Below are 14,288 nucleotides of genomic sequence, written 5' to 3' on the forward strand. Positions count from 1 at the left end.
GGAATGTCCGGGGAGTACGTGGCCCTGTGCCCGGTGACCGAGGACCTGGTGAGTCAGCTCCTCGCGCTGGCGGAGCTGGACCTGACCGACGGCGACGCCATAGAGGCGCGGATGCGCGAGGGCGGCTGGCGCGACTGGTCGCAGGCGGTGCGGGGACCGGCGTACGAGGACACACCCGATGTCCCCGAAGCCACCGACGTCACCCCGCAGGGCCACTTCGTCACCTGCGACGGCGACGGCTCGCTCTACCTGCCGTTCGCCTACCTCTACTCGGTCGACGGCGGCCTGCTCGACGAGGACTGCTGGGGCACCCTGCCCGGCTGGACCAGCGAGGAGGGCGCCTGGCGGCCGGAGTTCGACGCGCACTTCGGCACCGTGGTGCGGCGCTTCACCGACCGGCTGGGCCTGCCGGACCACGACATCCGGCAGCCCAAATTCACGACCCGGTACGTCAGCTGGCGCCTGGAGCACAACGTGCTGATCGTCGGACAGGGCCCGGAGCCGCTGTCGTACCACCAGTTCGAGGACGCCCACGTGTACCTCGTCTCCCGGACGGTGGAGGACGCGCCGTTCCCGGACGGCGAGGAGATGCGGGCCCTGCTGACGACCTGAGCGCGACGCCCCTTGTGAGGCGCCGGCCACTGCCGTCCCGGCTGGTCTGCCACTAGATTCATGTCATGGCGGAGACGAAGCGCGAGGTCGAACGGAAGTACGAGTCCGAGGACGGCGGGCTTCCCGACCTGACCGGTGTCGCCGGTGTCGCGGCCGTGCTCGACAAGGGCGTCGCCCACCTCGACGCCACCTACTACGACACCGCCGACGAACGCCTCGCCGCGTCGTCCGTCACCCTGCGCCGCCGCACCGGCGGCTCGGACGCGGGCTGGCATCTGAAGTTCCCCGTCGCCCCCGGCGTCCGCGACGAGATCCAGGCCCCGCTCTCCGACACCCTCCCCGACGACCTCGCCGGGCTCGTCCGCTCCCGCGTCCGCGGCGGCGCACTGCTGCCCGTCGTCCGGCTGCGCTCCGACCGTGACGTGCGTCACCTCGTCGACGCCGACGGCCGGCTGCTCGCCGAGGTCAGCGTCGACGCCGTCCAGGCCGACCGGCTCACGGCCGGCGGCGGTGCGGCGCAGTGGACGGAGATCGAGGTGGAGCTCGCCGACGGGGGAGACCCGGCCTTCCTCGACAAGGTCGAGAAGCGGTTGCGCAAGGCGGGCGTACGGCCGTCGGCCTCGGCATCGAAGCTGGCGCGGGCCCTGGCGGAGACGGCGCCGCACGAGCAGCGCGCGCCCCGGCCGCGGAACCGGTGACGGCCTCGGACCACGTCCTGGCGTACGTGCGGGCCCAGCGGGACGCCCTCGTCGAGCTCGACCCGGCCGTGCGGCGGGACATCGAGGACTCGGTGCACAGCCTGCGCGTGGCCACCCGCCGGCTGCGCAGCGTCTTCAAGTCCTACGGCGAGATCCTCGACCGGACCGTCACCGACCCGGTCGGTGACGGGCTGAAGTGGCTGGCCGGTGAGCTGGGCCTGGACCGGGACCGCGAGGTGCTGACCGAACGGCTGACGGCGGCCCTCGACGAGGTGCCGGCCACCCTGGTGCGCGGACCGGTCGGCGAGCGGCTGCACACCTGGGCGAGAACCGAGCACGGCGGGAACCGTGGCCGGCTCATCGGCGTCCTGGACTCCCGCCGCTACCTCGCCCTGCTCGACACCCTGGACGCGCTGATCGCCGACCCGCCCCTGCGGAAGGCGGCCGGCAAGAAGCCCCGCAAGCCGATCGCCAGGGCCGTGAAGAAGGACTTCCGCAAGGTCGCCGGGCTGGTCGAGCGGGCCGTGGAACTGGAGCCCGGCACCGACCGTGACGTCGCGATCCACGAGGCCCGCAAGAAGGCCAAGCGCGCCCGCTACGCCGCGGAGGCGGCCCGGCCTGCCCTCGGCAAGCCGGCCAAGGACCTGGTCAAGTCCATGAAGGCGCTCCAGACCCTGCTCGGCGAGCACCAGGACAGCGTGATGGCCAGGCAGGCCCTGCGCGAGCTGTCGGCGGTCGCCCACGCGGCCGGGGAGAGCGCCTTCACCTACGGCCTGCTCCATGAGCGCGAGGAGCAACGGGCGGTGCGCGTGGAGACCGAGCTGCCCGGATTCTGGGCCGGGATCAAGGACGGGGCGGCGGGCCTCTGACCCTCCTCTGATCCTCCGCTGATCTTTCGCTGATCTTCCGCGCGTACGAAGGTGCGTCCGGGTCGCGTTAGTCTGGATGGTCACCCTGTCCGTTCAGTCCAGCTCACGAAGGTGCGCGACATGCCTGCCGAAGTCGCTGCGTCGGTGTTCCCGCAGCTCGAAGCTCTGCTCCCGCACGTGCAGAAGCCGATCCAGTACGTCGGCGGAGAACTCAACTCCACGGTCAAGGACTGGGACTCCTGTGACGTCCGCTGGGCGCTCATGTACCCGGACGCCTACGAGGTCGGCCTGCCCAACCAGGGCGTCCAGATCCTCTACGAGGTGCTCAACGAGCAGCAGGGCGTCCTCGCCGAGCGCACGTACAGCGTGTGGCCGGACCTCGAGGAGCTGATGCGGGAGCACGGTGTCCCGCAGTTCACGGTGGACAGCCACCGGCCCGTGAAGGCCTTCGACGTGCTGGGCCTGTCCTTCTCCACGGAGCTGGGCTACACCAACATGCTGGTGGCCCTGGACCTCTCCGGGATCCCCCTGGAGTCCAAGGACCGCGGCCTGGACGACCCGATCGTCATGGCCGGCGGCCACGCCGCGTTCAACCCCGAGCCGATCGCGGACTTCATCGACTGCGCGGTGATCGGTGACGGCGAGCAGGCCGTCCTGGAGGTCACCGCGATCATCCGCGCCTGGAAGGCGGAGGGCCGCCCCGGCGGCCGCGAGGAGCTCCTCTTCCGCCTGGCGAAGACGGGCGGGGTGTATGTACCCGGCTTCTACGACGTCGAGTACCTGCCGGACGGCCGTATCGCCCGCGTCGTACCGAAGCGCAGCGGTGTCCCGTGGCGGGTCTCCAAGCACACGGTGATGGACCTCGACGAGTGGCCGTACCCCAAGCAGCCCCTGGTCCCGCTGGCCGAGACGGTCCACGAGCGCATGTCGGTGGAGATCTTCCGCGGCTGCACCCGCGGCTGCCGGTTCTGCCAGGCCGGCATGATCACCCGCCCGGTCCGTGAACGCTCCATCACGGGCATCGGCGACATGGTCGAGCAGGGCCTGAAGGCGACGGGCTTCGAGGAGGTAGGCCTGCTGTCCCTCTCCTCGGCGGACCACTCGGAGATCGGCGACATCGCCAAGGGCCTCGCGGACCGCTACGAGGACGACAAGGTCGGCCTCTCCCTCCCGTCCACCCGCGTGGACGCCTTCAACATCGACCTGGCGAACGAACTCACGCGCAACGGCCGCCGCTCCGGCCTCACTTTCGCCCCCGAGGGCGGCTCGGAGCGTATCCGCAAGGTCATCAACAAGATGGTCTCGGAAGAGGACCTGATCCGCACGGTCGCCACCGCCTACGGCAACGGCTGGCGCCAGGTGAAGCTGTACTTCATGTGCGGCCTGCCGACGGAGACCGACGACGACGTCCTCCAGATCGCCGACATGGCGACGAAGGTCATCGCCAAGGGCCGCGAGGTCTCGAACTCCAACGACATCCGCTGCACGGTCTCGATCGGCGGCTTCGTCCCCAAGCCCCACACCCCCTTCCAGTGGGCGCCGCAGCTGTCGGCGGAGGAGACGGACGCCCGCCTGGAGAAGCTGCGCAACAAGATCCGTGGCGACAAGAAGTACGGCCGCTCTATCGGCTTCCGCTACCACGACGGCAAGCCCGGCATCGTCGAGGGCCTGCTGTCCCGCGGCGACCGCCGGATCGGCGCCGTCATCCGCGCGGTCTACGACGACGGCGGCCGCTTCGACGGCTGGCGCGAGCACTTCTCGTACGACCGCTGGATGCGGTGCGCGGAGAAGGCCCTGGCCCCCTTCGGCGTCGACGTCGACTGGTACACGACGCGCGAGCGCACGTACGAGGAGGTCCTGCCCTGGGACCACCTGGACTCCGGCCTCGACAAGGACTGGCTCTGGGAGGACTGGCAGGACGCCCTCGACGAGACGGAGGTCGAGGACTGTCGTTGGACGCCGTGCTTCGACTGCGGTGTCTGCCCGCAGATGGACACCCAGATCCAGATCGGCCCGACGGGCAAGAAGCTCCTGCCCCTGACGGTCAAGAACGCGGCCCCGGCGCCGAGCGGGCACGCGCACTGACGGTCGTCCGGCGGCGGCACCGCATCCGTCTCGCCGCACGGGGAGCCCCCTCCGACTCGGAGGGGGCTCTTTCGCTTCCGCCGCGTACGTCGGCCGCCCTGCTGGTCTTCGCGCTCGCGGTCGTCCTCGCCCCGGGCGAGGCCGTCGCTCCCGGGGTGGTGCTGCTGCTGTGCGGGGTCGTCGTGGCCGTGCCGGGTGTCGCGCTGGTCGTGCTCGTCCTGCGGATGCTGCTCGCCCAGGCCGTCGCACGGGACATCGAAGCGGCCCGGATGCAGGCCGAGCTGGAAGAGGTCATCTGATGCCGATCGCCGTCGACATCGACGTGATGCTGGCCAGGCGGAAGATGTCCGTGGGCGAACTCGCGGAACGCGTCGGCATCACCCCCGCCAACCTCGCGGTCCTCAAGAACGGTCGCGCCAAGGCGGTCCGCTTCCACCCTCGCCGCCCTCTGCGAGGTCCTCGAATGTCAGCCGGGGGATCTGCTGCGGTGGGAGGCGGACGGAGCCGCCGACCGGACAATGCACTGATGGAGAACATCAGCATCCGGCCGGCTCAGTCCGGCGAACTGGCGGCCGTGGCGGCACTTCGCTGGGAGTGGCTCGTCGAGAACGGTGGCGAGGCCCTCGGCGAACGCGAGGAATTCGTACGGCACTTCGTCGAATGGGCCCGGGACAACGCCGGGTCGCACCGGTGCATGGTGGTCGTGCGCGACGACGACGTCGTCATCGGTATGGCCTGGCTGGCGGTGGTGCAGCGCGTGCCCACGCCGCGGGCGCCCCGGCGGGCCTCCGGCGATCTCCAGTGCGTGTACGTCGTACCCGAGGCGCGCGACGGCGGGGTGGGCGGTGCGCTCATCCGGGCGGTTCTGGACGGGGCCCGGGAGCTCGGGCTGGAGCGGGTGACCGTGCACTCGACCCCGCGGGCGATCCCCGCGTACGCCCGGTGCGGCTTTGAGGAGTCGCCCCGGCTGCTGCACGCGCCGGTCGCGGGCGCGTGAGCCGTATGATCATCACGCCAGGTGGAGGATCTGCGGAAGAACGGGGCGGGGCTGTGCGGTGCTGGATCCGGACGGGCCGCTGAGGCGTCTACGACGGTATGGATCTGGAGAAACCGGCCCGCGAGGGCTCCGGGACGCGAGTCGATCTGCGGAAACGGGTACCCGAACCGTCCGCGCCGCCGGTGCGTGAGGCGGCGCCCGAGGGGTGTCTCGCCGTCGCGATCCGGATTCCCGTGCGGATCGTCGTGCTCGTGCTGGTCGTGCCCGTGCGGATGGTGTGGGACGCGCTCGTCGTGGCCGGGCGGTTCCTGAACGACGTGCTGCTGCGGCCGCTGGGCCGGGCGCTGCTGTGGCTCGGGCGGGCGGTGTTCGTCTGGCCGTTCGTGGGGCTGTGGCGGTATGTCGTCGTGCCTGTGGCCAAGGCGCTCGGGTGGCTCGGGAACGTGGTGCTCGTCGTGCCGCTGGTGTGGTTCTACCGGCAGGTGCTGACGCCGGTGGGCCACGCGATCGAATGGGTCGCCACTTGGGTCGCCCGGGGCGTCGGCGCCGCGCTCGGCTGGGTGTACTCGTATCTGCTCACGCCGGTCGGGCGTGCCGTGATGTGGGTGCTGAAGGGGCTCGGCGCCGTGCTCGCCGCGGTCGGGGCCGGCGTGTTCGCGGTCGTGGCGTGGCTCGCCCGGTATCTCGTCGTCGTACCCGCCGTGTGGCTGTACACGTGGGTGCTCGCGCCCGTCGGGCGGGCGATCGCCTGGTGCGCCAAGGGGCTGGTGTGGCTGGTGGGCAGGGTCGTCACCGGCATCGGAACGGCCCTCTATTGGATCGCCCGGGTTCTGTTCGTCCTGCCCGTGCTCGCCCTCTGGCGCTGGGTCCTCGCCCCGGTCGGACGCGTCCTCGCCGTCATCGGACGCGAGGTGTGGGACGCCCTCGGGCATGCCTGGCGCATCGCCGGGCACATCTCGCTCGCCGTCGGGCGGTTCCTCGCGACACTCCTGAGGTGGATCTTCGTCGAGCCGGTGCGGTGGGTGTACCGGAGCGTGCTGACGCCCGTCGGGCACGTCGTGCGGGACGCCGTCCTGCGGCCCGCCGCCGAGGCCGCCCGCAGTGTGGGACGGGCCACGCGGCAGGCGCTGGCCTCCGCCCGGGAATCCGTACGTCAGGCGCGCGCCGACTTCCGGCGGATGCTCTTCGGTGAGCCCGGGCAGCCGCAGCCGGTCGACCTCGGGGAACCTTCGGGCCGCGAGGCACGTACTCTTGGTAGCAGTACGACCGCTCTCACGAAGGACTGAACGACACTGGGCAAGCGACAGCCCGAAGGCCCGCCGCCCGCACCCGCGGTGCAGCGCATCCGACTGCGCTACACCAAGCGCGGCCGCCTCCGGTTCACCAGCCACCGTGACTTCCAGCGCGCCTTCGAGCGTGCGTTGCGCCGTGCCGAGGTGCCGATGGCGTACTCGGCCGGCTTCACGCCGCACCCGAAGGTGTCGTACGCCAATGCCGCACCCACCGGCACGGGCAGTGAGGCGGAGTATCTGGAGATCGCGCTCACCGCGCCCCGCGACCCGGAGCAGCTCAGGGCCCTTCTCGACGAGTCGATGCCCGCCGGGCTCGACATCGTCGAGGCGGTCGAGGCCCACACCTCGGGGCTGGCCGACCGGCTGACGGCTTCCGTGTGGGAGCTGCGACTGGACGGCGTGTCCCAGGAGGAAGCCCGCCGGGCGGTGGACGCCTTCAACGCGGCCGAAACCGTCGAGGTCCAGCGCCTCATGAAGAACGGCGTCCGCACCTTCGACGCCCGCTCCGCCGTCGTGAGCCTGGAGATCCCCGGCCTCACGGAAACACAGAGTTCCCAGGCTGATAGGCCGACCGACCAGCCCTGTGCGATACTGCGGCTGGTTGTTCGGCACGTGACGCCTGCCGTACGACCCGACGACGTCCTGTCCGGTCTCCGCGCCGTGGCCGACCTGGCGCCGCCGGTCCCCGCAGCGGTGACCAGGCTGGCGCAGGGGCTGTTCGATGAAGAGACCGGCACGGTGACCGACCCGCTCGCGCCCGACCGCGAGGCAGCGGAGGCCCGCTCAAAGGCCGAACCGCCTGCCGCCGCGACGGCGCCGGCGTAGGTTCCGCGAAGGGACGGACGTCGTAGCGCCGCCCTCGGACTCGGGAGCCACCTGGGTCGGGCAGCGCACCGACCAGAAGACTTTCGCCAGGCCGTACGCATTCGGCGTACGGAACCGGCGAGACAGGACACAGAGAGCTCCCGTGCGGCGCCCGCGCCCCGGACGGCGGCGACGCGCACAGCGCGAGCCGCGGACGTCACCGGCACAGCCGGACCAGGTGCGGCGCCCGGGAGCCTGACGGGAGAAAAGCCCGCATGCTCGGACCGACCGAACCCACAGAGTCCGCCACGGACTCCGAACAGAACACCCCCAGCGACACCCTGCCGCCCCGGCGGCGGCGCCGTGCCGCCTCCCGGCCGGCGGGTCCGCCCGTCGGCGCCTCCTCCGACGCTCCCGTGGAGACCGTCACGCCGGCCATACCGGCCGCGGAGCCCGACGACCTCGCGGCCGACGCCGTAGAGGCCGGCGAGGTCGAGGAGACCGCCGCCGAGGAGACCGCCGCGGCGGCGCAGGAGACTCCCCAGGCTGCCGAGAGCGCCGAGGAGGCCGCGCCCGCCGCTCCGAAGAGGCGCCGCGCGGTTCGCCGTGCCGCCGCGCCCGCAGGGGCTCCGGCGGGCGCTGAGGCCGCCGAGACCGTGGTGCCGGTGACCGCCGGTGCTCCCGCCGCCTCCGAGGCGCCGGAGCAGCCCGAGACCGCCGCGCCCGCCGAGGTGGCCGCGCCCGCAGAGGTGTCCGATGCCGCTCCCCGGCGCACCCGGCGTCGTGCGACGCGCACGGTGACCTCGCCCGCCGCGGCTCCGGCGGAGCCGGTGGAGACGGTGGCGCCCGCTGCCGCCGCCGCACAGGCAGAGCCGAGCGCCCCTGAGGCCGCCGGTGGCGCCGAGGCCGCCGAGGAGGCTGCGCCGCGCAGGAGTCGCCGGCGTGCCACGCGCCGGGTGACGGCGCCCACCGCAGCACCCGCCGCCGCACAGGCGGCGGAAGGAACCGCCGACGCGGGCCGGTCCGGCTCCGTCACCACGACCGACGCGCCCGCCGAGGCCGCCGCTGCCGTGTCCGGTGGGCCCGCCGAGGCCCCCGCCGGCACGCCCGCCGAGGAGGCGAAGGCACCCGTGACCGAATCCCCTGCCGCCGAGTCCGACGGAACCGACGAGGCCGCTGCCGCCGAGGCCCCCGCCGAAGCCGCCCAGGCGTCCGAGCCCGCCGAGGACGCCACTCCGCGGCGCCGTCGCCGGGTCGTCCGCCGGGCCGCCAGTGGTTTCGCCGAGCCCGCGCAGTCCTCCCGGGGCTCGAAGTCCCCGCGGGGCGCCGCCGGTGCCGAGGCCTCCGGTGAGGACGAGACGTCGGCGCGGCCCGCGCGGCCCGCCGTCGCCCTGTTCCAGGCGCCCGTGTTCACCGAGCCCCAGTTCCAGACGCCGGAGCGGGCCGCCGCCGCGGCCGCAGCCGAAGCGGCCGGTGCCGAGGAGCCCGAGGAGGCGGAGGAGTCCGCGCCGGCGGAGGTGCGGGAGGAGCAGGCCAGCGGGTCGCGCCGCCGCCGTCGTCGCCGGGGTGCCGCGGACGAGCCCGAGGCCCAGGCCGCCGAGGCTCCCGCCGAGAGCGCCGCCGTCGAGAGCGGCGTCGACGAGGCGGAGGAGCCCGAGGAGTCCGCCGAGGGTGACGATCAGGACGACTCCGAGGGCGGCGGCTCGCGCCGTCGCCGCCGCCGGGGCGGCCGCCGCCGTCGGCGTGGTGAGTCGGCCGAGACCGACGCCGAGGCCGGCGAGGGCACGGACGCCGAGCCCGAGCAGGTCGCCGCCGCACAGGCCGCGCAGGACGCCGAGGACACCGCGGAGCAGACCGAGGAGGACCAGGACGAGTCCGACGAGGGTGCCGACCGCGACGAGTCGTCCGGCGGGGGCTCCAGCAGCAGCCGCCGTCGCCGGCGCCGCCGTCGCCGTGCCGGTGACAGCGCGCCCGAGGCCGAGCCGTCCGAGGACGACCCGGAGCGCACGGTCGTCAAGGTCCGCGAGCCCCGCCCCAAGGCCGAGCCGTCCGACGAGGTGCAGTCCATCAAGGGCTCGACCCGTCTGGAGGCCAAGAAGCAGCGCCGCCGGGAGGGCCGCGAGCAGGGCCGCCGGCGCGTCCCGATCATCACCGAGGCCGAGTTCCTGGCCCGGCGCGAGGCCGTCGAGCGCGTGATGGTCGTCCGCCAGCACGGCGACCGTACGCAGATCGGCGTCCTGGAGGACGGCGTGCTCGTCGAGCACTACGTCAACAAGGAACAGGCGGTCTCGTACGTCGGCAACGTCTACCTCGGCAAGGTGCAGAACGTGCTGCCGTCGATGGAGGCCGCCTTCATCGACATCGGCAAGGGCCGCAACGCGGTGCTGTACGCCGGTGAGGTCAACTTCGAGGCGCTCGGCATGGCCAACGGGCCGCGGCGCATCGAGTCCGCCCTGAAGTCCGGGCAGTCCGTGCTCGTCCAGGTGACGAAGGACCCCATCGGGCACAAGGGTGCCCGCCTGACCAGCCAGGTCTCCCTCCCCGGGCGCTACCTCGTGTACGTGCCCGAGGGCTCCATGACCGGCATCAGCCGCAAGCTGCCCGACACCGAGCGGGCGCGGCTGAAGACGATCCTCAAGAAGATCGTCCCCGAGGACGCGGGCGTCATCGTGCGCACCGCCGCCGAGGGCGCGAGCGAGGACGAGCTGCGCCGGGACGTCGAGCGGCTCCAGGGGCAGTGGGAGGACATCCAGAAGAAGGCCAAGAACGGCGGCAACGCGCCGACGCTGCTGTACGGCGAGCCGGACATGACCGTCCGGGTCGTGCGCGACATCTTCAACGAGGACTTCTCCAAGGTCGTCGTCAGCGGCGACGAGGCGTGGCAGACCATCCACGGCTACGTCTCGCACGTCGCGCCGGACCTCGCCGATCGGCTCCAGAGGTGGACCTCCGAGGTCGACGTCTTCGCCACGTACCGGATCGACGAGCAGCTCGCCAAGGCGCTGGACCGCAAGGTATGGCTGCCCAGCGGCGGTTCGCTGGTGATCGACCGGACCGAGGCGATGGTCGTCGTCGACGTCAACACCGGCAAGTTCACCGGTCAGGGCGGCAACCTCGAGGAGACCGTCACCAGGAACAACCTGGAGGCGGCCGAGGAGATCGTCCGCCAGCTGCGGCTGCGCGACCTCGGCGGCATCATCGTCATCGACTTCATCGACATGGTGCTGGAGTCCAACCGGGACCTGGTGCTGCGGCGCCTGCTGGAGTGCCTGGGCCGGGACCGTACGAAGCACCAGGTGGCCGAGGTGACCTCGCTGGGGCTCGTGCAGATGACCCGCAAGCGGGTCGGGCAGGGGCTCCTGGAGTCCTTCTCCGAGACCTGCGTCCACTGCAACGGACGCGGTGTCATCGTGCACATGGAGCAGCCGACCAGCGCCGGCGGAGGCGGCGGCAAGCGCAAGAAGCGTGCCCGTGCCGGTGCCGCCGACCAGCCGCACCTGCACGAGGCGGCCGTCGAGACCGCCGAGCAGGAGGCGGAGACCGAGGCCGAGGTCGGTGCCGAGATCGCCGAGCCGATCGCGCTGCCCGAGCCGGTCTTCGAGCCCGACGAGGAGCTGTACAGCAGCGCCGCGGAGGCAGAGGCCGCGGCCACGCGCGGTCGGTCGCGGCGCCGGGCGAGTCGGCGGGCGTCCGCTCCGGCGGGTGCGCCGCGCGGTGAGACGGCGGAGCCGACGGCCGAGCAGGATAGGAAGGCCGAGCCGGCCGAGGTGCCGACGGCTCAGGACGTGACCGCCGCCGAGGAGGTCGCCCGCCCGGTGCAGCCGGAGCCGGCCGCCGAGGCGCACGCCGAGCCGAGCGCCGTCGAGGACCCGGTCGTCGAGGCTCCGGCCGCCGAGGAGGCCGCGCCCAAGGGCCGTGGCCGTCGGCGGGCGACGCGCAAGGTGTCCGCGCCGGCCGGTTCTCCGGCGGGGGCGGAGGCGACCGTGGTGACGGTGTCCGAGACCGCGCCTGCCGCGACCGAGGCCGCACCGGCGCCCGAGCAGGCCGAGCAGGCTGAACAGCCCGCGGCGGCTGCCGAGGCGGCCGCACCGGCGCTCGCCGAGAGCGCCGCTCCGGCCCGTCCGCGGCGCCGTGCCGTGCGCAAGCCCACCGTGTCCACCGCGCCCGAGGAGGCGGCCGTCGTGGTCGTCCCGTCGGCCGCTCCCGAGGAGGCCCCGCAGCCCGCCGCGGCTGACGGTGCCGCCCCGCAGGAGGTCGCCGAGGCAGCCGCCGAGGAGTCGGCCCCGGCCAAGAAGACGGCCCGCAAGACGGCCAAGAAGGCCACGGCGAAGAAGGCCGCCACCAAGAAGACCGCGGCGAAGAAGACCGCGGCCAAGAAGACGACGGCGAAGAAGGCGGCGGCGAAGACGACCAAGACCGCCGCCAAGAAGACCACGTCGAAGAAGACCGTCGCGGCGGAGCAGTCCCGCTCCTCCGTCTCGGCCTCCACCGACGAGGACTGACCGCCTCGACGTCCGCCGGGGCGTGCGCGAACCTGCGTACGCCCCGGCGGACGCGACCGGCGTGACCGGTCGCACAGGCGGCGGGCCCGGCTCGGTTTGACCCTCTTGGCCGCGGCCCCGTAACCTTGACCGTCGGCGTGTCGAATGACGCGCCACATCCCCGTAAACCTCATCCTCCGGGCGCCGGGCGCCCAGGAGAGGCCGCTCTTTTGTCGGGCGGCTGGCCTGCGGGGGTGCCGTTTCCCCGAGCGAGAGAGTGAGTCCGCGTGTACGCCATCGTGCGCAGCGGTGGTCGCCAGCACAAGGTTGCTGTCGGCGACATCGTTGAGGTTGACAAGATTTCCACTGCCAAGGTTGGCGACACGGTCGAGCTCTCGACCCTGCTCGTTGTCGACGGCGACGCCGTGACCAGCGACCCGTGGGTCCTGGCCGGCATCAAGGTCCAGGCCGAGGTCGTGGACCACCACAAGGGCCAGAAGATCGACATTCTGCGCTACAAGAACAAGACCGGTTACCGCCGTCGTCAGGGCCACCGCCAGCAGTACACGGCGATCAAGGTCACTGAGATCCCCGCGGCTGCGAAGTAAGGGACTGAGGAGAGATGGCACACAAGAAGGGCGCATCGTCCACCCGTAACGGTCGTGACTCCAACGCTCAGCGCCTCGGCGTGAAGCGCTTCGGCGGTCAGGTCGTCAACGCGGGTGAGATCCTGGTCCGTCAGCGCGGCACCCACTTCCACCCGGGCGCCGGTGTCGGCCGTGGCGGCGACGACACGCTGTTCGCCCTCCAGGCCGGTTCGGTGCAGTTCGGCACCCACCGTGGCCGCAAGGTCGTGAACATCGTTCCGGTCGCCTGACCGGAAGCTTTCGCGAGGCGGACCTCACTTCCCTCACGGGAAGCGGGTCCGCCTTTCGCGTGTTACGCAGAGAACAACCCCGTACAACCCGTACACAACGGCCGTACATCACTGGAGGCACCCACCATGACCACCTTCGTGGACCGCGTCGAGCTACATGTCGCCGCGGGTAACGGAGGTCACGGCTGTGCCTCCGTCCACCGTGAGAAGTTCAAGCCGCTCGGCGGACCCGACGGCGGCAACGGCGGTCGCGGCGGGGACGTGATCCTCACCGTCGACCAGTCCGTCACCACGCTCCTCGACTACCACCACTCCCCGCACCGCAAGGCCACCAACGGCAAGCCCGGCGAGGGCGGCAACCGCTTCGGCAAGGACGGACAGGACCTGGTCCTGCCGGTGCCGGACGGTACGGTGGTCCTCGACAAGGCGGGCAACGTCCTCGCCGACCTGGTCGGGCACGGCACGTCGTTCGTCGCCGCGCAGGGCGGCCGGGGCGGGCTCGGCAACGCGGCGCTGGCGTCCGCGCGGCGCAAGGCGCCCGGGTTCGCGCTGCTCGGCGAGCCGGGAGACGTGCGCGAAGTCGTCCTGGAGCTGAAGACCGTCGCCGACGTGGCGCTCGTCGGATACCCGAGTGCGGGCAAGTCGTCGCTGATCTCGGTGCTGAGCGCCGCCAAGCCGAAGATCGCCGACTACCCGTTCACCACGCTCGTGCCGAACCTCGGTGTCGTCACGGCCGGCTCGACGGTGTACACGATCGCCGACGTGCCCGGTCTGATCCCGGGGGCCAGCCAGGGCAAGGGCCTGGGCCTGGAGTTCCTGCGGCACGTGGAGCGGTGCAGTGTGCTCGTGCACGTCCTGGACACCGCCACGCTGGAGTCGGACCGCGACCCGGTTTCCGACCTCGACGCCATCGAGGCGGAGCTGCGGGAGTACGGCGGGCTGGACAACCGTCCGCGGCTCGTCGTCCTGAACAAGATCGACGTACCGGACGGCAAGGGCCTGGCCGAGATGGTGCGGCCCGACCTGGAGGCGCGCGGATACCGCGTGTTCGAGGTGTCGGCCGTGGCGCACATGGGGCTGAAGGAGCTGTCGTACGCGCTCGCGGAGCTCGTGGCGAAGGCGCGGGCCGCGAAGCCGAAGGAAGAGGCCACGCGGATCGTGATCCGGCCCAAGGCCGTGGACGACACGGGCTTCACCGTGACGCGCGAGGACGACGGGCTGTTCCGGGTGCGTGGCGAGAAGCCCGAGCGCTGGGTGCGGCAGACCGACTTCAACAACGACGAGGCGGTCGGCTACCTGGCGGACCGGCTCAACCGGCTCGGGGTCGAAGAGGAACTCATGAAGGCCGGGGCCCGGGGCGGCGACGGTGTCGCCATCGGTCCCGAGGAGAACGCCGTGGTCTTCGACTGGGAGCCGTCCGTGATGGCCGGGGCCGAAATGCTCGGCCGACGCGGTGAGGACCACCGGTTGGAGGAGGCGCGACCGGCCGCGCAGCGCCGCAGGGACCGGCAGGCCGAGCGGGACGAGGCGGAGCGGGAGTTCGACGACTTCGAGCCGTTCTGATCCCTTTCAG

9 protein-coding genes and 3 pseudogenes are annotated in these 14,288 nt (G+C 72.4%); all 12 read left to right on the forward strand.

Features of this window, described 5'->3' with window-relative positions:
- Positions 1-3 precede the first annotated feature (3 nt).
- The 12 genes and pseudogenes from ACIBL4_RS11855 (at position 4) to obgE (ending at position 14,278) form a co-directional block, all read left to right on the forward strand.
- Entirely contained in the window at positions 4-612 is a 609-nt protein-coding gene (locus ACIBL4_RS11855; protein ID WP_399408871.1) for a hypothetical protein, read from the forward strand.
- 65 nt (positions 613-677) lie between these two features.
- Positions 678-2,179 (forward strand): annotated as a pseudogene (locus tag ACIBL4_RS11860) (CHAD domain-containing protein).
- A 120-nt stretch (positions 2,180-2,299) separates the two neighbouring features.
- Positions 2,300-4,264 (forward strand): TIGR03960 family B12-binding radical SAM protein, encoded by a 1,965-nt coding sequence (locus ACIBL4_RS11865; protein WP_399408872.1) that lies wholly within the window; start codon positions 2,300-2,302, stop codon positions 4,262-4,264.
- 89 nt (positions 4,265-4,353) lie between these two features.
- Positions 4,354-4,563 (forward strand): annotated as a pseudogene (locus ACIBL4_RS11870) (DUF2975 domain-containing protein); the annotation flags it as partial.
- Positions 4,563-4,791, forward strand: a pseudogene (locus ACIBL4_RS11875) (helix-turn-helix domain-containing protein). The pseudogenes ACIBL4_RS11870 and ACIBL4_RS11875, both read left to right, overlap by 1 nt.
- Positions 4,791-5,261, forward strand: a complete 471-nt coding sequence (locus ACIBL4_RS11880) for a GNAT family N-acetyltransferase (protein ID WP_399408874.1) — start codon at positions 4,791-4,793, stop codon at positions 5,259-5,261. Before ACIBL4_RS11875 ends, ACIBL4_RS11880 begins: the two are co-directional and overlap by 1 nt.
- Positions 5,262-5,359: 98 nt before the next feature.
- Positions 5,360-6,547, forward strand: coding sequence for a hypothetical protein (locus ACIBL4_RS11885; protein WP_399408876.1), 1,188 nt, complete (start codon positions 5,360-5,362; stop codon positions 6,545-6,547).
- Positions 6,548-6,595: 48 nt separating this feature from the next.
- Positions 6,596-7,378, forward strand: a complete 783-nt coding sequence (locus ACIBL4_RS11890; protein WP_399408878.1) for a TIGR03936 family radical SAM-associated protein — start codon at positions 6,596-6,598, stop codon at positions 7,376-7,378.
- 254 nt (positions 7,379-7,632) lie between these two features.
- Entirely contained in the window at positions 7,633-11,859 is a 4,227-nt protein-coding gene (locus tag ACIBL4_RS11895) for a ribonuclease E/G (protein ID WP_399408880.1), read from the forward strand.
- Between the two features lie 266 nt (positions 11,860-12,125).
- Positions 12,126-12,446: a 50S ribosomal protein L21 gene (gene rplU / locus ACIBL4_RS11900; RefSeq protein ID WP_004931419.1), complete on the forward strand. Its 321-nt coding sequence runs from the start codon at positions 12,126-12,128 to the stop codon at positions 12,444-12,446.
- Between the two features lie 14 nt (positions 12,447-12,460).
- The gene (rpmA, locus tag ACIBL4_RS11905) at positions 12,461-12,715 is read left to right on the forward strand and encodes a 50S ribosomal protein L27 (RefSeq protein ID WP_010041940.1); all 255 of its coding nucleotides are present in this window, start codon (positions 12,461-12,463) and stop codon (positions 12,713-12,715) included.
- Positions 12,716-12,841: 126 nt separating this feature from the next.
- Positions 12,842-14,278: a GTPase ObgE gene (gene obgE, locus ACIBL4_RS11910; protein ID WP_356924098.1), complete on the forward strand. Its 1,437-nt coding sequence runs from the start codon at positions 12,842-12,844 to the stop codon at positions 14,276-14,278.
- Positions 14,279-14,288: the final 10 nt, after the last annotated feature.

Source organism: Streptomyces sp. NPDC050416, assembly GCF_044458845.1.
In the GTDB taxonomy this organism is placed as follows: Bacteria; Actinomycetota; Actinomycetes; order Streptomycetales; family Streptomycetaceae; genus Streptomyces.

Excerpts from the sequence above, each read along its gene's own strand:
- rpmA (WP_010041940.1), top strand. The coding sequence starts at position 12,461 with ATGGCACACAAGAAGGGCGCATCGTCCACCCGTAACGGTCGTGACTCC.
- obgE (WP_356924098.1), top strand. The coding sequence starts at position 12,842 with ATGACCACCTTCGTGGACCGCGTCGAGCTACATGTCGCCGCGGGTAAC.
- ACIBL4_RS11895 (WP_399408880.1), top strand. The coding sequence starts at position 7,633 with ATGCTCGGACCGACCGAACCCACAGAGTCCGCCACGGACTCCGAACAG.
- ACIBL4_RS11865 (WP_399408872.1), top strand. The coding sequence starts at position 2,300 with ATGCCTGCCGAAGTCGCTGCGTCGGTGTTCCCGCAGCTCGAAGCTCTG.
- ACIBL4_RS11855 (WP_399408871.1), top strand. The coding sequence starts at position 4 with ATGTCCGGGGAGTACGTGGCCCTGTGCCCGGTGACCGAGGACCTGGTG.
- ACIBL4_RS11880 (WP_399408874.1), top strand. The coding sequence starts at position 4,791 with ATGGAGAACATCAGCATCCGGCCGGCTCAGTCCGGCGAACTGGCGGCC.
- ACIBL4_RS11885 (WP_399408876.1), top strand. The coding sequence starts at position 5,360 with ATGGATCTGGAGAAACCGGCCCGCGAGGGCTCCGGGACGCGAGTCGAT.